Below are 20,449 nucleotides of genomic sequence, written 5' to 3'. Positions count from 1 at the left end.
ACGGTCGCGCCAGTACGGTTACGCCAGCCCGGCGCGCTCCAGCGCCTGCGTACCCGCACGCAGGGCCGTGATCCGTTCATCGAGCGTGAAGCCGGCCGGCGCCAGTGTGAGCGTGGTGACCCCGGCAGCCGCGTAGGCCCGCATCCGGTCGGCGATGCGGTCCACGGAGCCGAGCAGCGTGGTCGAGTCGATCAGCTCGTGCGGCACAGCGGCCGCCGCGCCCTCCTTGTCGCCGGACAGGTACTTGTCCTGGATCTCGGCCGCTTCCTTCTCGTACCCCATGCGCTGGGCGAGCTGGTTGTAGAAGTTCTGCTTGCGGCTGCCCATGCCGCCCACGTAGAGGGCGGTGTACGGGCGGAACATGTCCGCGAGGCCGCTGACGTCGTCGCCCACCGCGAGCGGCACCGTCGGAACGACGTCGAAGCCCTCCATCGTCTTGCCCGCCTTCTCGCGCCCCGCGCGCAGATGACGGATCGCGGTGTCCTCCAGGTGCTCGGCCGAGGGGAAGATCAGCAGGGCGCCGTCGGCGATCTCGCCGGTCTGCTCCAGGTTCTTGGGGCCGATCGCGGCGACGTACAGCGGGATGTGCTCGCGCTGCGGGTGGACGGTGAGCTTGATGGGCTTGCCCGGGCCGCCCGGCAGCGGGAGCGTCCAGTGCTCGCCCTCGTAGCTGAGGCGCTCGCGCGTCATCGCCTTGCGGACGATCTCGACGTACTCGCGGGTGCGGGCGAGCGGCTTGTCGAACTTGACGCCGTACCAGCCCTCGGAAACCTGCGGCCCCGAGACGCCCAGGCCCAGGCGGAAGCGTCCGCCGGAGAGCGAGTCGAGCGTGGCGGCCGTCATGGCGGTCATCGCGGGCTGCCGGGCCGGGATCTGGAAGATCGCGGAACCGATGTCGATGCGTTCGGTCTGCGCGGCCACCCAGGACAGCACCGTCGCGGCGTCCGAGCCGTAGGCCTCGGCGGCCCAGCAGACCGCGTAGCCGAGCTTGTCGGCCTCCTTGGCGACGGCGAGGTTGTCCTGGTCCATCCCCGCGCCCCAGTAGCCGAGGTTGATCCCGAGCTGCATGGCCGAATCCCCTTACTGAGCAGTAACGTCCCTGTGCCGGGGACTGTAGCGCGTGGCCCCGCACGCCGTCAGCGGCGGGCGGGGCGGGTGACGGAGCCGGCCCAGTCGTTCAACAGGACACAAGTTTGTCCACAGCCCCTCACGCCGCCGGAGCACGCCCAGTAATCTCAGCGCCCATGGAGCAGAGGCATCTCGGCCGCACCGGCCTTCGCGTGTCCCGGATCGGACTCGGCACCCTCACGTGGGGGCACACCCAGGAGAGCGACGCCGCCGACCTGCTGAAGGTGTTCTGGGAAGCGGGCGGCAGCCTCGTCGACACGGCCGATGTGTACGGGGACGGGGAGGCGGAGTATCTGCTCGGCCGACTCATAGAGCGGCTCGTGCCACGGCGTGACCTGGTCATCGCGACCAAGGCGGGCAGCGTGCCCGACCCCGACCGCCGCTTCGACGGCTCGCGGGGCCACCTCCTGACCGCGCTCGACGAGTCCCTGGCCCGGCTGGGGACGGATTACGTGGATCTGTGGCAGCTGCACGCCTTCGACCCGTGCACGCCCCTCGACGAGACGCTCCAGGCCCTGGACATCGCCGTCAGCAGCGGCCGGGCGCGCTACGCGGGCATCTCGAACTTCTCCGGCTGGCAGCTCGCCAAGGCGGCGACGTGGCAGCTCGCGGCCCCGGGGACCCGGACGCGCCTGGCCGGTGCGCAGATGGAGTACTCCCTGCTGCAGCGTGGAGTCGAGCGCGAGCTGCTGCCCGCGGCGATGGACCTGGAAGTGGGCCTGCTGCCCTCGTCGCCGCTCGGTCGCGGCGTGCTCACCGGGAAGTACCGCCACTCCACCCCGGCCGACTCGCGCGGCGCCTGCGAGCATCTGGCGCCGTTCGTCGCGCCCTACCTCGACGAGGCCGCGAGCCGCATCGTCGACGCGGTCGCCACGGCTGCGGACGGCCTCGCGGCCACGCCGCTGCAAGTCGCCCTCGCCTGGGTGCGCGACCGCCCCGGAGTGACCGCGCCGATTGTCGGCGCGCGCAACGCGCAGCAGCTCACGGCCGCATTGTCAGTGGAGACCCTTAGTCTTCCTGACGAGATCTGCCAGGCGCTCGACGACGTGTCGGCGCCCGTGCACCGCTACCCCGATCACGACTGGAGCACGCTGTGAGTACGGAGCCGGAAACCGCTGCCGCGCAGGAAGCGGAGGCCGCTGCCGCACAGGAGACCGGGGCACGGGCGCCGGAGGCCGCCGCACCCCGGGCCGCCGTGGACGCGGCCGACGCCGAAGCCGCCACCGACGGCTCCACCGGTTCTGACGCCGCCGCCGAAAGCGCTGCCGCCACCGAAGACGCCACCGCCGAAGACGCTGTCACCGAGGACGCCGCCGAGAGCAAGGAGCTCTCGGAGACCGAGGCCGAGATCGCCGCCCAGCGCGAACTGCAGGAGCGGATCGCCGAGCGGAAGGCCGCCAAGCAGGGTCCTGTCGACGCGGGGGCCAAGCTCAGCGGCACGGCCGCCGACCTCCTTGCCGCCGTGCGCGCCGTGGAGAGCGGTGACCAGCCGGCCGCCAGTGCCTTCCGTGAGCCCGAGGCCGCACCACGCAGGGCCGCGCCCGAGCCCGTGCGGCGACCGCGGCCCGTCGCACCGGCCGCCTCGGGACCGGGCGACGAAGCCGTGGACGCGGTCCGTGCCGTGCTCGCCGACGGAGGAGCCCCGGCCGCCATCGCCGAGCGGACGGCGGTGGCGCTCGGCGAGGGCGCCGACGCCCTGCTGCGGGACGACCCCTGGCAGTTGCTGCGGGTCGCCGGCGTGCGCACGGAACAGGCCGACGGGTTCGCACGGGCCCTGCTCGGCGCGGAGTGCGGCCCCGACGACGAGCGCAGGGGGCGCGCGATCACCGCCTGGCTCCTCGAGCAGGCGGCCGTCGCGGGGCACACGGCTCTGGACGCGGCGGCGCTCACCGCGGCGCTCGGACAGCGTGCCGTGCCCGATCCGGACGCGGCGGTGCAGAGCGCCATCGCGGAGGGCGACATCCTGGTCTTCCAGGACGCCGTCGAGACACCGGGAGCTGCGGCTCCCGTGCGGCAGGAGGACGACGAGGAAGGTGAGGAGACCGAACAGCCGGTCCGCGTCCTTGTCGGCCTCGAGCAGTACGCCCTCGCCGAGGAGAGCCTCGCCGACGGGATCGCCCGGGTGATCAACTCCCTCTCCAAGGAGGAGGGCTCGGGCCCGCGGGCCGACGGCTGGGAGTCCGCCGCGGGCGAGGCGTCCGGTTCCACCGCCGAGCTGATCCGCGCGGTGGCAGGACACGGACTCGTCCTGCACACCGGCGGCGAGGCGGCGCGCGCCGAGCCCGCCGCGCTTGTGGCAGCCGCGGCGGGCCTGGGCCTGCGGGCGTGGGCGGCCACGCACAGCTCCGCGGGGCGGGGACGCGTCGCCGGGCTCACGGGCGCGGACGAGGCGGGCGCCGCGACCGTGGCGGGGCTGCTCTCCGGAGCGGAGGGCCCCGGACGCGACAGGGACGGAGCGCTCGACCTCGACCTCCTGGTGGTCCTCGACGCACCGCAACTGGACGTGGAGACCGCCGCGATCCTTGTGGAGTCCCTGCCGGACGGCGCCCGTCTGGTGCTGAGCGGCGACCCGGCGGTGCTGTGGTCGGCGGGCCCGGGGCGGGTCTTCGCCGATCTCCTCGCGGCGCGCTGCTGCCCGCAGATCGTCTCGCGCGTCCCGGACCCCGGCCCCATCGGGGAGTTGGTCTCCGGGATCGGCATCGGCGAGCTGAACCAGGTCGAGGCGCCGGGCAAGGAAGTCGTGATCGTCCCCGTGCGCGACGCGGGCGAGGCGGTGCACCGCACGGTGCAGCTCGTGGCGGACTCGGTGCCCAGGGCGATCGGGGTGCCCACGGAGGACACCCAGGTCATCACCCCAGGGCACGGCGGCGCCGCGGGCACGCGCGCGTTGAACACCGCGCTCAAGGAGCGGCTGAACCCCGGCCCCGGCCGGTTCGGCGGCTTCGACCCCGGCGACCGTGTCGCCCATGTCCCGGCGCCCGGGCGCACGACCCTCGGCCGGGTTCTGCGGGCCGACGCGGAGGGGCTGCACCTGGAGTGTGACGGCGCCCCCGTCGTCGTACCGAAGGAGCAGGTGGAGCAGACGGTGCGGCACGCGTGGGCGCTCACCGCGCACCAGGCCGTGGGCCTGAGCTGGCCCGCGGCGGTCGTGGTGCTGCCCGGCGACGCGACCGCGGCCCTGAGCAGGCCCTGGATCTACACCGCGTTCAGCCGTGGCGAGCGGCACCTGTCGGTGGTTCAGGGCGCGGAGCAGGCACTGCCGCGCGCCGTGGCGGAGATCCCCCCGAAGGCCCGCACGACGCGCCTCCAGACCCTCCTGCGCCCGCAGGTGCCCGCCACGTCCTGAGCCGAACCGTCCCGCGCCTCGGGGTGGCCGCCACGTTCACCGGCGCCCTCAGGCGCGCGGCACGGGCCGGTAAGGGCCGTGCCGCGCGCCTGGGGGATCAGCGATCGGCGTCCAGGGGGCTTCTGTCGTCGTCGACGTCGACGACGTCGACCGAGTCCACCGCGTCCGCCTCATCGACGTCATCGACGTCATCGAGCTCGTCGAGTTCATCGAGGACCGCCACGGCGTCGGGATCGACGCGGGCGCGGACATCGGCATCGGCTCCGTCGACATCGTCGTCGTCCGGTTCGTCGTCGAAGACCGCGCTGACGTCGAAGCGGCACACGACCCGGTGCGGGTCGGCCTGGTCGAAGGGGGCGTCGAGCCACTCCCCCGGTTCCGCGGGCTCGTCCGCCGCGGTGACCCAGAGCGTGGAGTCGCCCTCCTCCAGGCCGAATTCCTTGTGCCGGGAGGCGATTTCGTCCGGTTCGAACTCGCCGAAGAGCACACCGAGAGCGGCATGCACGCTGCTGCCCGCCGCCGCGCCCGCGGGACCCTCGCCCGCGGTGTCCGCGTCGAGGTCAGCGACCCGCTGGGCCTGCGCGAGGAGCCGCTGCGGCTCCGCCACCGCGTAGTCCCTGCGGATCAGCACGCTGAGCGCGTTCGCGTCCTGCGGGCCCTGGTACGGCGGCAGCACACCGCTGTCCGAGCCGGGGATCTCGAAGGGGGTGACCTCGTCATAGCGGTCGTAGAGCAGCTCGTCGTACTCCTCGGCCGCGGCGGCCAGCTCGTTGAACGCTTCGTAGACGGCCGGGTCGTCCTCTCCCGACCTGCGTTCGACCGCGGCAAGGTGACGGTCGAGCGCGGTCTTGACCGCCTCGGCGGCGGCGCGTACCTCGGCAGCGGTGGGCTGCGCAGCATCAGACATAGTGCAGACGCTATCCGTACCGGGCCCGTACTTGCACAATAGATGCGATGCCGGAATACGAATTTGTCGACGTGTATGTGCCGCGCGGGGTCACCCGCAAGGAAGCAACGCGCCTGCTGACGGACCACGCCGAGTACGGACACTGGGAGTTGGACCGCCTGAGCCTGCACTCGGACGGCAGCCGCAGAGTGCGGCTGAAGCGGCGGATCATCCGCCAGCTGCGGGCCACCTGGTGAAGTGAGACAGCGGAACGGAGGGCGCCCGACCAGGCGGGACACCCTCCGTTCCATGCACCGGATCAGGCGGCGACGCGCCCCCTGATCATGCGGCCGACCGCGTCCTGCGGTACAGCACCGTCCCCGCGAGCAGCATGCCCGCGCCCACCGGCAGCACTACGCCCATCGGCAGATCGCTGCCCGTCTGAGCGAGCGATTCCGAGCCCTTCGGCATGTCGATGGCCTGCGCTCCCGGCTGGTTCGGCGACCCCGGGTGGTTCGGAATCGCCCGGTCGTCCGACGGCTTCTCACCCGGCGTGCCGGGCTTCCCCGGCTCTCCCGGGTTGCCGGGCTCCCCCGGGTTGCCAGGCTCTCCCGGGTTACCGGGCTCTCCCGGGTTGCCGGGCTCTCCCGGATTCCCCGGCTCCCCAGGGTTGCCGGGCTCTCCCGGGTTGCCAGGCTCCCCCGGATTCCCCGGCTCTCCCGGGGGCACGTCGCCCGAGTGGTTCGCGCAGTCGTTGCCGGTGGTCGCGTTGCCGAGACCGCCGATGGTGACGCTGTTGCCGCAGACGTTCACCGGCACGTCGACCGGCAGCTGAACGTCGTTGCCCGAGCCGACGCCCGGCGAGTCGCTGCTGTGCCCGTGTGCCGCGGACCCGCCGCCCGAAGGCTTGTGCGAGCCACCCCCGTGCGAGGTGTTGGCGCAGCTGTTGCCCGCCGCGGGGTTGAGCACCCCGACGACGTTGACGGTGTTGCCGCAGACGTTCGCCGGCACGTGCACCGGGAGCTGGATCGAGTTGCCGGAGAGCACGCCCGGAGAATCCGACGCACCCCCGCGGGCGCCCGAGTCGGCGTGTGCGTATCCACCACTGACGGCGAGTACGCCCGTCGCGGCCGCCACCGTGATCAGGCCTTTACGAGTGACCTGTCGCATAGGTTTTCCCTGTCTTATGACCTTCAGGAATGCGTACGTGCCTTGGGACACGTGCGCGGAATGCCCGAAGGCCCCGGAGTGGCATTACACGCACTCCGGGGCCGACGGACTCAGCCCCTCACGGGGTGAGACACGACAACGTCACTTGTTGACGCAGGTGTTGCCGAAGGCGGGGTTCAGCAGCCCGATCACGGAGACCGTGTTGCCGCAGACGTTCACCGGCACGTGGACCGGCGCCTGCACGACGTTGCCCGAGAGCACGCCGGGAGACTTCACGGCGGCACCCTGGGCACCGGCGTCGGCAGCAGCGATACCCGCACACGCGAGCACGAGACCACCAGTGGCAGCCGCAGCAGCGACGACCTTCTTGATCATTGTTCCTCCTTGTTGGCAATGCGATCCCAGCCGCGGACCGCACCACCTGTAACGAGGAGGAGGCAACGGGGCTACGAGCCTATGGTCCCTTTCACTCTTTTCAGTCAAGTACGTACGTGCTGACGATTATTGGAGTTTCGCTTAAGCACGTAATTCCACCGCGCACCCATCGCCGAAGGGCGCGTGAACCGGCGCTCAGGACGCGTCGATGAACCGGTCGAGCACGCGCACACCGAACTTGAGGCCGTCCACCGGCACCCGCTCGTCCACACCGTGGAACATGCCCGCGAAGTCCAGCTCCGGCGGCAGCTTCAGCGGCGCGAAGCCGAAGCCGCGGATGCCGAGGTCGTCGAAGGACTTGGCGTCGGTGCCCGCGGAGAGCATGTACGGCACGGCGCGGGCGATCGGGTCCTCGGCCTGGAGCGCCGTCTGCATGGCGTCGACGAGCGCCCCGTCGAAGGTGGTCTCCAGGGCCTTGTCCGCGTGCACGTCCGTGCGCTTGACGTTCGGGCCGAGGAGCCGGTCCAGGTCGGCGAGGAACTCCTCCTCGTACCCCGGCAGGAAGCGGCCGTCGACGTGGGCCGTCGCCTGCCCCGGGATGACGTTGACCTTGTAGCCCGCGCCCAGCTGGGTCGGGTTGGCGGTGTTCTTCAGCGAGGCGCCGATGAGCTTGGCGATGCCGCCGAGCTTGGCGAGCGTCTCGTCCATGTTCTCGGGGTCGAGCTCGGTGCCGAGCGCGTCGCCGAGCTCGTCCAGGAAGTGCCGCAGCGTCTTGGTGACCCGCACCGGGAACTTGTGCCGCCCGAGCCGGCCCACGGCCTCGGACAGTTCGGTGATGGCGTTGTCCTTGTGGATCATCGAACCGTGACCGGCTGTGCCGTCCACGGTGAGCTTCATCCAGTGCATGCCCTTCTGGGCCGTCTCCACGAGATAGAGGCGCAGGTCCTCGTTCACCTGGAAGGAGAAGCCGCCGACCTCGCTGATGGCCTCCGTGACGCCTTCGAAGAGCCCCGGGTGATTGTCGACGAGGTAGCGCGCGCCGTACGTGCCGCCGGCCTCCTCATCGGCCATGAAGGACAGCACGATGTCGCGCGGAGGCTTGCGGCCGGTGCGCATGCGCTCACGGACGACCGCGAGGGTCATCGCGTCCATGTCCTTCATGTCGACGGCGCCGCGGCCCCACACACAGCCGTCCGCGATCTCCCCGGAGAAGGGGTGGTGCGTCCAGTCCTGGGCGTTCGCCGGTACGACGTCGGTGTGGCCGTGGATGAGCAGCGCGGGCCGGGAGCGGTCCTCGCCCTCGATACGGGCCACCGTGGAGGCCCGGCCGGGGTGCGATTCGAAGATCTGCGGTTCGAGCCCCACCTCGGCGAGCTTCTCCGCGATGTACTCGGCCGCCTTGCGCTCGCCCGGGCCCGAGTGGTCGCCGTAGTTGCTCGTATCCATGCGGATCAGATCGCGGCAGAGATCGACGACCTCGTCCTCGCCGGTGACGGGCCGCGACCGGTCCGCCTCGCCCGCCCTGTCGGCCCTGCTCGACTCGCTCACGATGGTTCCTCCCGCTATCGCTCCTGGTGGTCCTCCTCATCCTCCCGCGCCGACCCCTCGACACCCAAGGCCGGGCACCCGCCGTCATACGCCGTTCACGGGTATGACCTGGGCGATCGCCCGGGTGATCGGAGGCCCTCGAATGTTTGCTATGGTTTTCCACGTCGCCGCGGGAAACCGCGACAGACCACCGGTCCGGGTGGCGGAATGGCAGACGCGCTAGCTTGAGGTGCTAGTGCCCTTTAACGGGCGTGGGGGTTCAAGTCCCCCCTCGGACACCAACGATTGACCACAAATGCGCTGGTCGGGAGAGATCCCGACCGGCGTTTTGCGTTGTCGGCATGTACAGCACAAGTCGGCTGCTGCCGCCACCCCCCGCGCGGAAGTGGGCGGGATTGCTACTCACGGACGGCCCGGATCTCCGATTTCGTTGTCAGCGCCTGGTAAATCTGACGAAACTGGTGATGGGGGAAATATGTCCGTGCTGAGTGCCGCTCGCGACGGGGTGAACCGCGCGCTGCGTCCCTTCGGTGTGCAGATGGTCCGTGGGCACAGCGACGACCCGGCGATCCAGCCGTTCCTGTCCGCCCGTAGGACGTTGGCGGCGGCACGGCGGGCGGGGGTGTCCGTCGAGGACCACATCGACCGCTACAGCGCCGCTGCGGGTGCGACCGCCGAGACCGTGGACGCGCTGCTGCGCCTTGCGGACCTCGGTGAGCACGTGGAGCGCGTGTGCGAGATCGGCCCGGGCTCAGGCCGGTACGCGGCCAGGGTGACCGCGGCGACGCACCCGGACGCCTACGAGATCTACGAGACCGCGGGAGACTGGCTGCCCCGCCTGAGGTCGCTGCCGAACGTGGTCGTGCGGCCCGCCGACGGGCACACGCTGAGCGCCACTGCCACCGGTTCGGTGGATCTCGCGCACGCCCACAAGGTGTTCGTCTACATACCGCTGGTCGTGACCGTCGGCTATCTCGACGAGATGGCCCGGGTCGTGCGCCCGGGTGGGATCGTCGCGTTCGACGTGGTGAACGAGAACTGCCTCGACGCGGCGACGACGAAGAACTGGGTCGCCAGTGGAGCGACCCTCTACGGCATGATCTCGCGCACGTGGCTCCTCGACCGCCTGGCTCAACGTGGACTGTCGTTACTGGGCAGCCATTTCGTGCCGCTCAGCGGCGGGCGGACCGAACTGCTCGTGTTCCGGCGGGCATGAGCCCCGGCACGGAAACCTGCGTGGCTGTCTCAAGTCGTCCGTCCGGGCCGGCGTCCGTTCGGGCCGTCCGGGTCGTCCGGGCCGTCGTCCGTCAGTCTGCGCCGTAGCCGCTGCTCGTGGACGAGGCGCCCCACCAGTGCCCCGCCGTACACGACGAAGCCCACCCCCACCAGCCAGGACTGCAGGATCAGCACGGTGCCGAACGGACCGTACGTCACCGCGTTCGACGCGATCAGCGGAGAGAAGACGAACTGCGAGAAGATCCGCAGCCCGAGCAGCCCCAAGGCGGTCGCGGCGGCGCCGGGGGCCAGGGCACGCCATCGGATCCGGCCACAGAGGAGCAGGCGCTGCGACCACCAGAAGAAGAGGAAGACGCCGATGGCGTCGCCCGCGGTGACGAGGGCGGTCTCGACGGCGGACGACTCCTCGGGCGAGGGCGCGGTGACGAAGAGCAGCAGGAACAAGACCAGCACGGCCAGCCAGACGACGTGCCGCCACATGGTGTGCCAACGTGCCGATGGCAGGTCCCAGGCGCGTTCGTAGCCGGTCTGTACGGCGGATCCGAAGGTCACGCCGAACGCGGCAAGGGCGGCGAGACCGAACGCTGTGGTCCGCTGCAACGCCCGCCCCGGCACACCGAACAGCCGCTCGACATCCGCCTCCGGCACCTCGGAAACCCCGAGCCCCTGCACCAGCCAGCGGGCGAAGCCCTCTCCCCTCGCCAGGTCGGCCGCGGCGACGACGACGAGGAGAGGCACGAGGGTGAGGAAGCTGAGCGCCGCGAAGCCCATGGCGCGGTGCATCAGCTCCATCTCGCGCCCACGGTTCCAGGCCAGCCCGACAACCGACGCCAGGAGACGGCGGTGGAGTCGCCGGAAGCGAGATTCGTGCTGCGCGGAGCCGCCGTGGTTCGGCGTACCAGATGCTGGGGGCATGTCGGATCGCCTACCCGCAATCGCGGGGGAGCCAGTCCGGAGTACCGCCGAACGGGCATGACGTTCCGCACTCAGGTGGCGATGCCGCCCGCGCCAAGGCGCGATCGAAGAGTGGACACCCCCATCAGGGGTTCGCACCCCTCGCGTGCCGGTGCCCCAGGGTGGCGGCACCGCCTCGTTCACCTGTGTGATCCCCCGCGCGGCTCGTCCGGTGATGTGTGCAGCAGACCGACCCCGCGGGTGGCGGAGAAGAAGGGCCCCTAGCCGTCCCACAGACCTTGGTGGCGGCGATGCGCCGGTGTCAGACCCTGGGTGAAGTACTTGTCGTAGTACTCGCTCTCCACGTGGTGGGCCTGGAGCCAGATTCCGGGGACATGGATCGCGTCCGTGTGCGCGGGGAAGCGGCGGTGCGTCTGGAGGATGTACTCGCAGATGTCACGGGCACAGTCGATCACCCGCTCGTCGTACTCGCTCGCCTCGGCCAGATAGCGCTGCCCGTAGCCCTCCCGGTAGATGCGGCTGAAGACGTCCTTGTCGCTGTAGACGCCCGCGGGGCCGAACTTCTCGCGGATCACCCCGTCCACCGCGTCGGACATCGTCGCGAACGCGGGCGGACACGCGGCGGAGATCAGCTGCTCACCGCCCGGCGCCTTCAGGCCCACCGGGTGCGAGCGTACGTTCGCGTACTTGGGGAGCGGGATGTGCCAGCGCCACACGTCGGCCGGGCGCCAGCGCGGGGTGACGAAGGTGAAGCCGAGCATCCTGCCGTAGGTGCGAGTGAATTTCGGGTCGCCCAGGGCGATTTGAGGGTTGATGGACGCATGGATCCAGGCGCCGAGGCCCATCGCCTCGGCCACCAGCATCACGTTCTGGAGCAGCAGGTCCGCCTCGATCTGGGTGCGGAGCGGTCCGAGGGTCCCCAGTGGCAGCTTCACCTTCTCGTTCAGGAAGCCGTTTTTGATCCACTTCTTCACGCCCGCGGGACGGTAGAAGTTCCGGTCGTCCACCAGGGTGGGCCGTGCGCCATCCGGCTGCGTGAGCAGGTACATCAGCGCGTTGATGTACTGGTGGGACAGGTCCACCACCGGGAACAGGACGGTCGTGCCCGGCAGGTTGGACAGGAAGCGGTTCGAGTCCAGGTAGGCCGGGAAGTCCCGCAGGCCCTGAGCCACGTCCAGACGGTGGTCGAGGACCTTGACCTTCGCCTCCCGGGCGCGGGCGGTCAGGGTCGGGGCGTCGAAGGGCTCTTCGGGCGCCGGGGGCAGCTTCCTCAGGTAGTACGTGCCGGTGTCGTTGATCAGGAAGAAGTGCGTGCCCTGCGCGTTGTCGGGGCTTCCCGCCGTACGCCCCGCCATGGTCAGGTTCGGCTTCGCCATGATCGGCTTGCCGTCGCGCGGGTCCTCGAAGGGGCGGTCCGGCATCGTGAGCCCGGTGCAGCCGGTGAGGGCGATCAGGACCGCTTCCTCCAGATCGGTCAGCGGCTGCGGGGCGTCCTTGGAGACGTAACTCATGGATCCCGCAGGGACGTTGGCGCCGCGGCTCACCCGGTGGGTGCGGCGGCGCCAGACCGTCTCCAGGAGGGGGCGTACGAGGAGGTCGGCGAGGCCGGGGTGGTGTCCGTCCGTCCTGTTGCCGGGGCCGCTCCCGCTGTCAGGCCCGCCCGCGCTGTCGGGCCCGCCCGCGCTGTCAGGACCGCCCGTGCTGTCGGGCCCGCCCTCATCCGGTCGCATCGCTGCCACCGTCCCGCATCGGCTGCACCTGCCGCCACGGCGCGAACGCGCTCGCGTCGCGCGGCAGCAGGCCCGCCAGGTCCGGGGCGTGCCGCTGGATCACGGACTTCATGCCGCCCTTCTCGACCCAGTCGATCCCGAGCGGTGTGTAGATCTCGGGGCGGTAGTCGACAGTCAGGAAGCGGTCGCTCTGCAGGCGCCGCGTGGCCATCAGGATGAAGATGCGGAAGGCCGTGTCGCTGAAGCCGAAGCCGGTCGGCGGGTTCTCGGCGAACAGGCCGACCACGGTGTCGATCTCGTCGACCGAGTCGTAGACGTCCTTGAGGCGCGCCACGGTCTCGGGGTCCTGACTCAGGTCCTCGAAGCGGCTGATGCGCGGCTTGTGCAGGCCCGCGCGGAAGTCGTTGTAGCGCGGCACGCCCCGCCTGCGGGTGCGGACGAGGTCGACGACCGACAGGTCGATGATCTCTCCGTCACGCTCGAAGCGCTGGAGCGCGCGCGGGTAGTTGTTGAGGGTGATCGCGCCGGGGTGGGCGATGCCGAACGAGTAGAGGGTGTCGGCGAGGCCCGTCTTGCGGATGGCTGCCTCGGCCGCGCCGCCCTGGATGTCCTGGAAGCCGAGGTTCTCCAGGCGCTGACCGAAGTGGTGCTCGCGCATCACGTAGTCGTCGGGGATCAGCGGGTGCATCCGGTAGACGGTGACGAAGTCCTCGGTGAGGGAGTACGGCGCCGACTGGTGGTCCGGCAGCGTCTTGGGGATGCCGGTCAGCGAGTGGGCCTCGAGGAGCCACAGGCCGAGCTTGCTCAGCCACTTGTTCGGCGGGCCCTCCCAGTTGGTGTGCAGACCGAGGTCGATGGCCTCGGTGGCGAGGATCGCCGGGGTCCACTCCACCGTGTGAATCTTGGCGATGAGTGCGGAGACGACCAGACGTGCCGTGTGGTAGATGCTGTCCTCGCTCATCGCGGGGTACTCATGGCGCAGCGCCGCGCAGACCGCGTTGTGCTCGCGGGCGAAGAGCGTGTGCATCGCGCTGAGGCCGAGCCACCAGCTCTCGTTGAAGCCGGTGAGCGGGATGCCGTTCTGGCCGGTGGGCAGGTGGCCGTCCTCCAGGCGCAGGTCGGCGCTGCCGCCGGCCTCGCGCAGGAACTTCGCGGTCCGCTCGTCCGCGCCGTACACCTCGGAGCCGCCCCACCAGTGGGAGGCGGTGTTGGCGAAGAGGATCGGGGGCTGGTTGCCTGGCAGGTGGATGCCGTCGTTCTCGGCGAAGCGCATCACGTTCTCGGCGGGGCCGCCGGGGGTGTTGTGCCAGGTGCTGCCGCCCGGCAGCGGGACCTCGACGGCCTTGCCGCCGACGGGGTAGCGCCGGTGGTTGACCCAGTCGTGGACCTGGAACTGGATCCAGGCGGCGGCCAGGATGTTGAGCGAGGTCGCAGGGACGAAGGTCTCGCGCTGCAGGAGGGTACGGCTGACGGTGACCGGGTTCGGGGTGTCGAAGAGATCGGGCCGGTAGTCGGGTTTCAGGTTGCGCCCGAAGGCCGCGCCCACGGCTCCCATGGAGGGCTTGGAGAGGTCGTTGTACGTCCCGTCGTACGACCGGGCCGTGCGCAGCCGCTCGTCGACCGGCGCGGGCACGGGGACGGCCTTCGGCGGCGCCTCGGGGATGTCGGTGTCGATGAGGTTGCGGCGCCTGAGCACCTTGCGCAGGTAGACCAGGTTCAGCAGGCTCGCGTCCACCGGCAGCCTGTACCACGGCACATAGCGGTTGAGCGCCGCGAAGAACCGGCCGACCGGGATGCCGAGCACCGTGTTGCGCAGCGGCTCCGCCGTGGTGAAGCGCAGGCCCTGACGGTGGGCGGCGCTCGCTTCGTACGCGGCTTTGCGTGCGCGGTTGAGATTGCCCAGGGGGCGGAAGTCATCGGTCGTGTACCAGGGGTTGAAGGCCAGCTCCTCGACCCTTCCGGCCGCCGCCATGGCATCGGCGGTGGCCAGGTCCTGGCGTGGCACGGTGAGGCGTCCGACGGGCACCGCGGGCGTGATGATGTCCTTCCACTCCACGGAGCCGTCCTCGACGGGCGTGCGCTTCTCGTCCACGTACCGCTGGACGCACAGCTCGAAGGCGACGTCCGACGTGACGAGGCGGTGTGCGAGGTCGCGGTGGAGGAAGCCCGGGTCGCGGCGCTCGGGCTTCGGCTCGGGGGCGCTGCCCACGACGGGGCGCAGGAGGTAGCGGACCGGGCCCGCCTCACCCCAGAGGACGGCGCCGCGGCTCCAGTACGTCTCCCTGGCGAGGCTGTTGACCGTGTGCCGGGTGGCGGCTTGGATGTTGCGCCGCATCCGGGTCGCGGTGGACAGACCGACGGCGAGCGGGAGCTTCACGAGCAGGCCGAAGGCCTTCCGCACCGGATTGGTGGCGCCCGCCATGGCCTTGGCGAAGGCGACGAACTCGCGGGCGTCACGGGCGTGCGACACCGGGAAGTTGGTGGCGAGCAGGTCGTGGCTCTCCTCGTCCGACACCGTCACGCGCACGGCCACGCCGCGCAGGTCGGCCACGGCGTCGGGCTGCCGGGTGCCGCTCGCGTTGGAGAGCCGGACGGTCGCCTGGTACTCGGCGCCGGGCTGGGCGAATCCCGTGCGCAGGGCCTCGGGCAGGTCGTCGTGGAAGGTGAGGCGGGCGTTCTCCACGGCGAGCGCGGGTTTCGCGTGCTGGGTGCGTGCGAGGGAACCGGCGCCGGCGGCACGCCGGTTCTTGTCCTGGACCTTCATGATCTCGCCGGCCAGGCGCTCGAAGAGACGGTGCTCCGCCTCGGGGCTGCCGCCCGCGTATCGCTCGTAGGTCTGCTCGTACTGTCCGGTGTCGGCCATCAGGCGCTTCCTTCGCACGCAGGCGTACGGGACGGGGCAGGGTCCTGTCATCGGGTTCGCGCCCTCCGCCCGGTGCGGGGCAGGCGGGAACCCGACGACAGGGCCTAGGACGCTACTGGTGGTGCGGGGCGTCCGCAGCGTGGGTTCCCGCCGATGTGCGGGGCGCGGCCTCGGCGTCGGACAGGCGGGAGGTGAAAGGCGTTTGGGCCCGTCGGGGCGCCGGGGTGGCCGTGTGGGGCGGCTCGGGTGATCGTCCGGTCGTCCCTCTGGGGTCTCCTCCCACAGCAGCCCCACCAGTGGAGCGCTCCGATGGCCGGACCGTGACGGGCGGACTCGGGCGGGGCGCGCGCGAGTTGACCGCGGGTCAGTCCCGGTGGTGTGCTCGCAACTCCCTTGCCGCCACCGCACGTTCCGGGGGGAAGACATGCGCGACCAGCACGCCAAGGCGCCGTCCTTCACCGATCTGCGCCCGTACAAGGAGGCCACCGGAACCGGCCCCGCAGGGGCCTTCCCGGTCTATCCGGACCTGGTGGAGCGGCTGTTGGCGAACACGTCGCAACCCGATCCGGAGGGCGTCGTCCCACACGCCCTGGCGACCTGCGCGGCCTACGCGTACGCGGGCTCCCCGCAGGCCGCCGACCCGGAGACGCTCGCCATGATCATGGCCAGGGTCGGCCTGGAGGAGAACCGCTGCCGGGTCTTCGAGCAGCGGGTGGACGCGCTCTACATCACCTCGGCGGCGTACCTGCTGCAGGACAAGGACCGGCGGGTGGTGATCCTCTGCTACCGCGGCACCCAGCCCGAGGACATCATCAGCATCCTCACGGACGCCGACGTACGGCCCGAGACGCTCCGCGTGGACCTCGACGGCGAGCGGTACGACGTCCACGCGGGGTTCTACCGCAACATGCGGGCCTCGCGGTACCTGGTCATGCAGGCCCTGGAGCGGGCGATGCGCGGCGAGTCGGTCGACCCCGACGAGCAGGGCACGGTGGGCGAGGGGATGGAGGCGCTCTACATCACCGGGCACAGCCTCGGCGGTGCGATGGCGGCGCTGATGGGCGTCGTCCTGATGCACGAGCCTCGGTACGCCGCGGTCGCGGAGAAGCTGAGGGCCGTCTACACCTTCGGCCAGCCCATGCTCGGCGGGCCCGACTTCGCCGCCGCCTGCCACCGGGCCTGCGACCACCGGGGCGTCCACGTGCTGCGCGACCGGCTCATCCGCTACATCTACGACCGTGATGTCGTGCCGGCGCTGCCGCCGCGTCCGGTGGGGCCGTACGCCCCTTTCGGCCGCGAGTTCCACTATCGGCGGCAGCAGGGCGTGGTCGACGGCGCCCTCACTCTGGTGGCCGACGCGATGATCGAGGCGCTGTCGCTGCCGGGCGACCTGCTCGGGGGGCGGCTGCGTGCCACGGCGCGGAGCCGGGTGAAGACGATGGGGTGGGCCGTGGCGGGGCTGGTGCGGGGGCCCGGCCGACAGCCCGGCTGGGTCGAGGTGCGGGACCCGGCGCCGCACTACCCGCAGATGGACAGCCTCGCGGGGCTCGCCGTGGTGGCGCCCCTGGCGTTCTTCGCGGCCCGGCTCGCGCTGACGCGGAACGTCCCGTTCACGTACTCCTTCGAGGACCACGGTCCTGGGCACTACGTGAACGCGCTGGCTCCGCCCGGGGTCATGAGCGAGTTCGGGGACGTCCTCTAGTCCGCCGGTCCACTGGCGCCGGACCACCGGTCCACCGGCGCCGGTCCACCGGCGCCATCCCACCGGCCCGCTAGTCGATGAAGGCGCCGTCGACGTACACCCAGGCCCCGTCCAGCCGCTCGAAACGGCTGCGCTCGTGCAGGGCGTCCTTGCGGCCCCCGTCGGTGTAGCGGGCCCGGAACTCGACCGTGCCGGTGGTGTGGAACGCGGTGCCGTCCGCCGTGTCCAGGATCTCCAGGCCGACCCAGCGCAGATTCGGGTCGAACTCCACGCGCGGGGGCCGGGTGCGCGGATGCCAGGAGCGCAGGAGGTACGCCTCGTCCTTGACGGCGAAGGCGCAGTAGCGGGAGCGCATCAGCTCCTCGGGCACGGCGGCCACGACCTCGCCCCGGTGCAGCCGTCCGCAGCACTTCTCGTACGGCTCGGGGTGGCCGCAGGGGCAGCTGGTCTGGGGACGGGGGGCGCGTCGGGACATGCGGACCATTGTCCCCGACGCGGGCACGTGCTCCGGAGCCGCTACGGGGCGAGGATGTCCAGCTCGTGCAGGGCGCCCACGGCGATCTCCCGCGTCAGCTCCTCGGCACGCGCCGCGTCGCCCTCGCGCACCGCCTCCGCGAGCCTGACGTGCAGGGTGACGGCCGCCGGGTCCGGGTCCTCGAACATGACCTGGTGGTGGGTGCGGCCCGCGAGGACCTCCGCGACGACGTCACCGAGGCGGGCGAACATCTCGTTGCCGGACGCGTTCAGGACGATGCGGTGGAAGTTGATGTCGTGGAAGAGGTAGCCCTCCAATTGCTGCCCCCGCGAGGTGGCGACCATGCCGAGGGCGCACTCGGTGAGGGCCGCGCACTGCTCCGGAGTGGCGTGCCGGGCGGCGAGACCCGCGGCGGAGGGTTCGATCGCCGAACGCAGGACCGTGAGGGAGCGCAGCTGGCGCGGCCGGTCGGCGCCCGCGAGACGCCACCGGATGACCTGCGGGTCGTAGACATTCCACTCCGCCGTGGGCAGTACGGTCACACCGACCCGGCGCCGGGACTCGACGAGGTGCATCGACTCCAGGACCCGCACCGCTTCCCGTACGACGGAGCGTGACACCTCGAAGCGCTGGGCCAGCTCGTCCGTGCGCAACACACTGCCCGGCGGGTACTCGCCTCCGGTGATGGCGGGCCCGAGGCTTTCCAGTACGCGAGCGTGCAGCCCACGGGCCTGTGCGGTCATGACGTCAGGGTATGCGGGGACCTTGGGGAACAAAAAGTCAGACTTTTGTGTCACAGACTCTTGAATTTGTCAGACCTAATAGGTTTCAGTGACGTGAACGAGCCACGGGTCTCCCCCGTCCCGTGGCTCGTTCTCGGACCGATGTCGAAGAAGACAGCGAGGCAGGACAGCGATGAGCACCCCCCACGTCGTCGTAGTGATGGGCGTGGCAGGAACCGGCAAGACAACGATCGGTCCCCTGCTCGCGGCACAGCTCGGCGTTCCCTACGCCGAGGGCGACGACTTCCACCCCCCGGCGAACATCGCCAAGATGTCGGCCGGGACCCCGCTGACCGACGACGACCGCTGGCCCTGGCTCGACGCCATCGGCGCCTGGGCGCACGGCAGGGCCGGGCTCGGCGGTGTGGTCAGCAGCTCGGCGCTCAAGCGCAGCTACCGCGACCGTCTTCGGTCCGCGGCCCCCGGCCTCGTCTTCGTCCACCTCACCGGCGACCGGTCTCTCATCGAGGACCGGATGTCGCACCGGGAGGGCCACTTCATGCCGACGGCCCTGCTCGACTCGCAGTTCGCCACGTTGCAGCCGCTCGGCGCGGACGAGGCGGGCGTCGCCGTCGACGTCACCGGCGGTCCGGAAGAGATCAGTGAGCGTGCCTTCAAGGCGCTGGGCGCGCTCGGCGAGTAGTTCAGTAGTTCCCGTTTCCCCCCGAGTTCCCCCGAGTTCCCGTTCCCCCGCACCCCCGTTCCCCTCGCACCCCCTCCCCTGACGCACAAGGAAAGACACCGTGACCAGTCTCAGCGTTGAGATGCTGGCAGCGGACGCCGTCGAGCCGATCACCGACGCTGGCCATGCCCAGCTGGGTATCGCCGTCCTCGCGGGCATCGCCGTCATCGTCCTGCTCATCACGAAGTTCAAGCTGCACGCGTTCCTGGCCCTGACCATCGGGTCGCTCGCCCTGGGCGCCTTCGCGGGCGCCCCGCTCGACAAGGCGATCGCCAGCTTCACCAAGGGCCTCGGCGACACGGTCGCGGGCGTGGGTGTGCTGATCGCTCTCGGCGCGATCCTCGGCAAGCTGCTCGCCGACTCCGGCGGCGCCGACCAGATCGTCGACACGATCCTCGCCAAGGCGGGCGGGCGTTCGATGCCGTGGGCGATGGTCCTGATCGCCTCGGTGATCGGGCTTCCGCTCTTCTTCGAGGTCGGCATCGTGCTGCTGATCCCGGTCGTCCTGATGGTCGCCAAGCGCGGCAACTACTCACTGATGCGGATCGGCATCCCGGCACTCGCCGGTCTGTCCGTGATGCACGGCCTCATCCCACCGCACCCCGGTCCGCTGGTCGCGATCGACGCGGTGGACGCGAACCTGGGCATCACCCTCGCCCTCGGCGTGCTCGTCGCCATCCCTACGGTGATCATCGCCGGGCCCGTCTTCTCGAAGTACGCGGCGCGGTGGGTGGATGTCTCCGCCCCCGAGAAGATGATGCCGCAGCGGCCTTCGGAGGACCTTCAGAAGCGTCCCGGGTTCGGCGTGACGGTCGCGACCGTGCTGCTTCCCGTCGTGATGATGCTGGCCAAGGCCCTGGTCGACATCATCGTCGACAACCCCGACCACACCATCCAGCGGGTCTTCGACGTCGTCGGTTCGCCGCTGATCGCGCTGCTCGCCGCGGTGCTCGTGGGCATGTTCACTCTCGGCCGTGCGGCCGGCTTCACCAAGGGCCAGCTTTCGACCACCGTCGAGAAGTCGCTCGCGCCGATCGCCGGTGTGCTGATGATCGTGGGTGCGGGTGGCGGCTTCAAGCAGACCCTCATCGACTCGGGTGTCGGCCAGATGGTCCTCGAGATCTCCAAGGACTGGTCGATTCCGGCGCTGCTCCTTGCTTGGCTGATCGCCGTGGTGATCCGTCTCGCGACGGGGTCGGCGACGGTGGCGACCATCTCGGCCGCCGGTCTCGTGGCGCCGCTGGCCGCGGACATGTCCGACTCGCACACGGCACTGCTCGTGCTGGCGATCGGTGCGGGGTCGCTCTTCTTCTCGCATGTGAACGATGCCGGGTTCTGGCTGGTGAAGGAGTACTTCGGCCTTGACGTGGGGCAGACGATCAAGACCTGGTCGGTCATGGAGACGATCATCTCCGTGGTCGCGGGTGGGCTGGTCCTGCTGCTTTCGCTCGTGATTTAGCGGGGTCGGAGCAGGGTTCTCGTCCGGCTTCGCCGAGTTCGCCCTCGGACGCCGGACGGGCTGGACGATCCAGCCCCTCCCGCGTCCGAGGGGATCGTGTACGGGGGGCAGGAGGCGGAGCCCCCAGGTTTCGGGAAGCCCCGATGTTGCAG

At 70.8% G+C, this 20,449-nt stretch carries 17 protein-coding genes and 1 tRNA gene; 8 read left to right on the top strand and 10 right to left on the bottom strand.

The window, feature by feature from the left end; genetic code table 11:
- Nucleotides 1-18 precede the first annotated feature (18 nt).
- Nucleotides 19-1,068, bottom strand: coding sequence for an LLM class F420-dependent oxidoreductase (locus tag ACFVXC_RS30630; RefSeq protein WP_389911679.1), 1,050 nt, complete (start codon nt 1,066-1,068; stop codon nt 19-21).
- Between the two features lie 176 nt (nt 1,069-1,244).
- Here ACFVXC_RS30630 and ACFVXC_RS30625 point away from each other — a divergent pair, with 176 nt between their 5' ends.
- Together ACFVXC_RS30625 and ACFVXC_RS30620 are read left to right on the top strand one after the other, a co-directional pair.
- Entirely contained in the window at nt 1,245-2,225 is a 981-nt protein-coding gene (locus ACFVXC_RS30625) for an aldo/keto reductase (RefSeq protein ID WP_389911676.1), read from the top strand.
- Nucleotides 2,222-4,474 (top strand): helix-hairpin-helix domain-containing protein, encoded by a 2,253-nt coding sequence (locus tag ACFVXC_RS30620; protein ID WP_389911673.1) that lies wholly within the window; start codon nt 2,222-2,224, stop codon nt 4,472-4,474. The genes ACFVXC_RS30625 and ACFVXC_RS30620 overlap by 4 nt, the downstream gene beginning before the upstream one ends.
- Before the next feature lie 97 nt (nt 4,475-4,571).
- Here ACFVXC_RS30620 and ACFVXC_RS30615 read toward each other — a convergent pair whose 3' ends face one another.
- Nucleotides 4,572-5,381 carry a hypothetical protein gene (locus tag ACFVXC_RS30615; protein WP_389911670.1) on the bottom strand — a complete coding sequence of 270 codons (810 nt, stop codon included), beginning with the start codon at nt 5,379-5,381 and terminating at the stop codon, nt 4,572-4,574.
- A gap of 47 nt (nt 5,382-5,428) precedes the next feature.
- Here ACFVXC_RS30615 and ACFVXC_RS30610 point away from each other — a divergent pair, with 47 nt between their 5' ends.
- Complete coding sequence (locus tag ACFVXC_RS30610) at nt 5,429-5,617, top strand: DUF5703 family protein (protein ID WP_055544534.1); 189 nt, start codon at nt 5,429-5,431, stop codon at nt 5,615-5,617.
- An 85-nt stretch (nt 5,618-5,702) separates the two neighbouring features.
- On the opposite strand, the gene ACFVXC_RS30605 is transcribed toward ACFVXC_RS30610, so the two are convergent.
- The 3 genes from ACFVXC_RS30605 to ACFVXC_RS30595 form a co-directional block, all read right to left on the bottom strand.
- Nucleotides 5,703-6,530 (bottom strand): chaplin family protein, encoded by an 828-nt coding sequence (locus ACFVXC_RS30605; RefSeq protein WP_389911667.1) that lies wholly within the window; start codon nt 6,528-6,530, stop codon nt 5,703-5,705.
- A 141-nt stretch (nt 6,531-6,671) separates the two neighbouring features.
- Nucleotides 6,672-6,905, bottom strand: a complete 234-nt coding sequence (chpH, locus tag ACFVXC_RS30600) for a chaplin ChpH (protein ID WP_389911664.1) — start codon at nt 6,903-6,905, stop codon at nt 6,672-6,674.
- 195 nt (nt 6,906-7,100) lie between these two features.
- On the bottom strand, nt 7,101-8,453 hold the full coding sequence (locus ACFVXC_RS30595; protein ID WP_389911661.1) for a M20/M25/M40 family metallo-hydrolase: 1,353 nt from the start codon (nt 8,451-8,453) through the stop codon (nt 7,101-7,103).
- A gap of 193 nt (nt 8,454-8,646) precedes the next feature.
- On the opposite strand from ACFVXC_RS30595, the gene ACFVXC_RS30590 reads away from it, so the two are divergent.
- Together ACFVXC_RS30590 and ACFVXC_RS30585 are read left to right on the top strand one after the other, a co-directional pair.
- A tRNA-Leu gene (locus tag ACFVXC_RS30590) sits at nt 8,647-8,734 on the top strand.
- A gap of 194 nt (nt 8,735-8,928) precedes the next feature.
- On the top strand, nt 8,929-9,669 hold the full coding sequence (locus tag ACFVXC_RS30585; protein ID WP_389911659.1) for a methyltransferase domain-containing protein: 741 nt from the start codon (nt 8,929-8,931) through the stop codon (nt 9,667-9,669).
- A gap of 29 nt (nt 9,670-9,698) precedes the next feature.
- On the opposite strand, the gene ACFVXC_RS30580 is transcribed toward ACFVXC_RS30585, so the two are convergent.
- From ACFVXC_RS30580 to ACFVXC_RS30570, 3 genes are all read right to left on the bottom strand, one after another.
- Nucleotides 9,699-10,604 carry a YhjD/YihY/BrkB family envelope integrity protein gene (locus tag ACFVXC_RS30580; protein WP_389911656.1) on the bottom strand — a complete coding sequence of 302 codons (906 nt, stop codon included), beginning with the start codon at nt 10,602-10,604 and terminating at the stop codon, nt 9,699-9,701.
- 260 nt (nt 10,605-10,864) lie between these two features.
- Entirely contained in the window at nt 10,865-12,334 is a 1,470-nt protein-coding gene (locus ACFVXC_RS30575; RefSeq protein WP_389911653.1) for a hypothetical protein, read from the bottom strand.
- On the bottom strand, nt 12,321-15,197 hold the full coding sequence (locus ACFVXC_RS30570) for a peroxidase family protein (protein ID WP_389911651.1): 2,877 nt from the start codon (nt 15,195-15,197) through the stop codon (nt 12,321-12,323). The genes ACFVXC_RS30575 and ACFVXC_RS30570 overlap by 14 nt, the downstream gene beginning before the upstream one ends.
- Nucleotides 15,198-15,621: 424 nt before the next feature.
- On the opposite strand from ACFVXC_RS30570, the gene ACFVXC_RS30565 reads away from it, so the two are divergent.
- On the top strand, nt 15,622-16,899 hold the full coding sequence (locus ACFVXC_RS30565) for a lipase family protein (protein WP_389911648.1): 1,278 nt from the start codon (nt 15,622-15,624) through the stop codon (nt 16,897-16,899).
- 70 nt (nt 16,900-16,969) lie between these two features.
- Here the strand turns inward: ACFVXC_RS30565 and ACFVXC_RS30560 are convergent, their stop codons facing one another.
- Nucleotides 16,970-17,374, bottom strand: a complete 405-nt coding sequence (locus ACFVXC_RS30560) for a YchJ family protein (protein WP_389911645.1) — start codon at nt 17,372-17,374, stop codon at nt 16,970-16,972.
- 41 nt (nt 17,375-17,415) lie between these two features.
- Nucleotides 17,416-18,117, bottom strand: coding sequence for a FadR/GntR family transcriptional regulator (locus ACFVXC_RS30555; protein WP_389911643.1), 702 nt, complete (start codon nt 18,115-18,117; stop codon nt 17,416-17,418).
- A 172-nt stretch (nt 18,118-18,289) separates the two neighbouring features.
- Between ACFVXC_RS30555 and ACFVXC_RS30550 the strand changes: the two genes are divergently transcribed.
- Together ACFVXC_RS30550 and ACFVXC_RS30545 are read left to right on the top strand one after the other, a co-directional pair.
- Nucleotides 18,290-18,799, top strand: coding sequence for a gluconokinase (locus ACFVXC_RS30550; protein WP_389911640.1), 510 nt, complete (start codon nt 18,290-18,292; stop codon nt 18,797-18,799).
- 100 nt (nt 18,800-18,899) lie between these two features.
- A complete protein-coding gene (locus ACFVXC_RS30545) occupies nt 18,900-20,297 on the top strand; it encodes a gluconate:H+ symporter (protein WP_389911638.1) in 1,398 nt (465 codons plus the stop codon).
- The last annotated feature ends 152 nt before the right edge of the window (nt 20,298-20,449 follow it).

Source organism: Streptomyces sp. NPDC058257 (assembly GCF_042881845.1).
Lineage (GTDB): Bacteria > Actinomycetota > Actinomycetes > Streptomycetales > Streptomycetaceae > Streptomyces.
This window is presented reverse-complemented; position numbering and strand designations above follow the sequence as displayed.

Bases quoted from the DNA above. Each gene is read 5' to 3' on its own strand.
- ACFVXC_RS30630 (WP_389911679.1), bottom strand. From the start codon at position 1,068: ATGCAGCTCGGGATCAACCTCGGCTACTGGGGCGCGGGGATGGACCAG.
- ACFVXC_RS30625 (WP_389911676.1), top strand. From the start codon at position 1,245: ATGGAGCAGAGGCATCTCGGCCGCACCGGCCTTCGCGTGTCCCGGATC.
- ACFVXC_RS30615 (WP_389911670.1), bottom strand. From the start codon at position 5,381: ATGTCTGATGCTGCGCAGCCCACCGCTGCCGAGGTACGCGCCGCCGCC.
- ACFVXC_RS30610 (WP_055544534.1), top strand. From the start codon at position 5,429: ATGCCGGAATACGAATTTGTCGACGTGTATGTGCCGCGCGGGGTCACC.
- ACFVXC_RS30605 (WP_389911667.1), bottom strand. From the start codon at position 6,530: ATGCGACAGGTCACTCGTAAAGGCCTGATCACGGTGGCGGCCGCGACG.
- chpH (WP_389911664.1), bottom strand. From the start codon at position 6,905: ATGATCAAGAAGGTCGTCGCTGCTGCGGCTGCCACTGGTGGTCTCGTG.
- ACFVXC_RS30585 (WP_389911659.1), top strand. From the start codon at position 8,929: ATGTCCGTGCTGAGTGCCGCTCGCGACGGGGTGAACCGCGCGCTGCGT.
- ACFVXC_RS30580 (WP_389911656.1), bottom strand. From the start codon at position 10,604: ATGCCCCCAGCATCTGGTACGCCGAACCACGGCGGCTCCGCGCAGCAC.
- ACFVXC_RS30575 (WP_389911653.1), bottom strand. From the start codon at position 12,334: ATGCGACCGGATGAGGGCGGGCCCGACAGCACGGGCGGTCCTGACAGC.
- ACFVXC_RS30570 (WP_389911651.1), bottom strand. From the start codon at position 15,197: ATGGCCGACACCGGACAGTACGAGCAGACCTACGAGCGATACGCGGGC.
- ACFVXC_RS30565 (WP_389911648.1), top strand. From the start codon at position 15,622: ATGCGCGACCAGCACGCCAAGGCGCCGTCCTTCACCGATCTGCGCCCG.
- ACFVXC_RS30560 (WP_389911645.1), bottom strand. From the start codon at position 17,374: ATGTCCCGACGCGCCCCCCGTCCCCAGACCAGCTGCCCCTGCGGCCAC.
- ACFVXC_RS30555 (WP_389911643.1), bottom strand. From the start codon at position 18,117: ATGACCGCACAGGCCCGTGGGCTGCACGCTCGCGTACTGGAAAGCCTC.
- ACFVXC_RS30550 (WP_389911640.1), top strand. From the start codon at position 18,290: ATGAGCACCCCCCACGTCGTCGTAGTGATGGGCGTGGCAGGAACCGGC.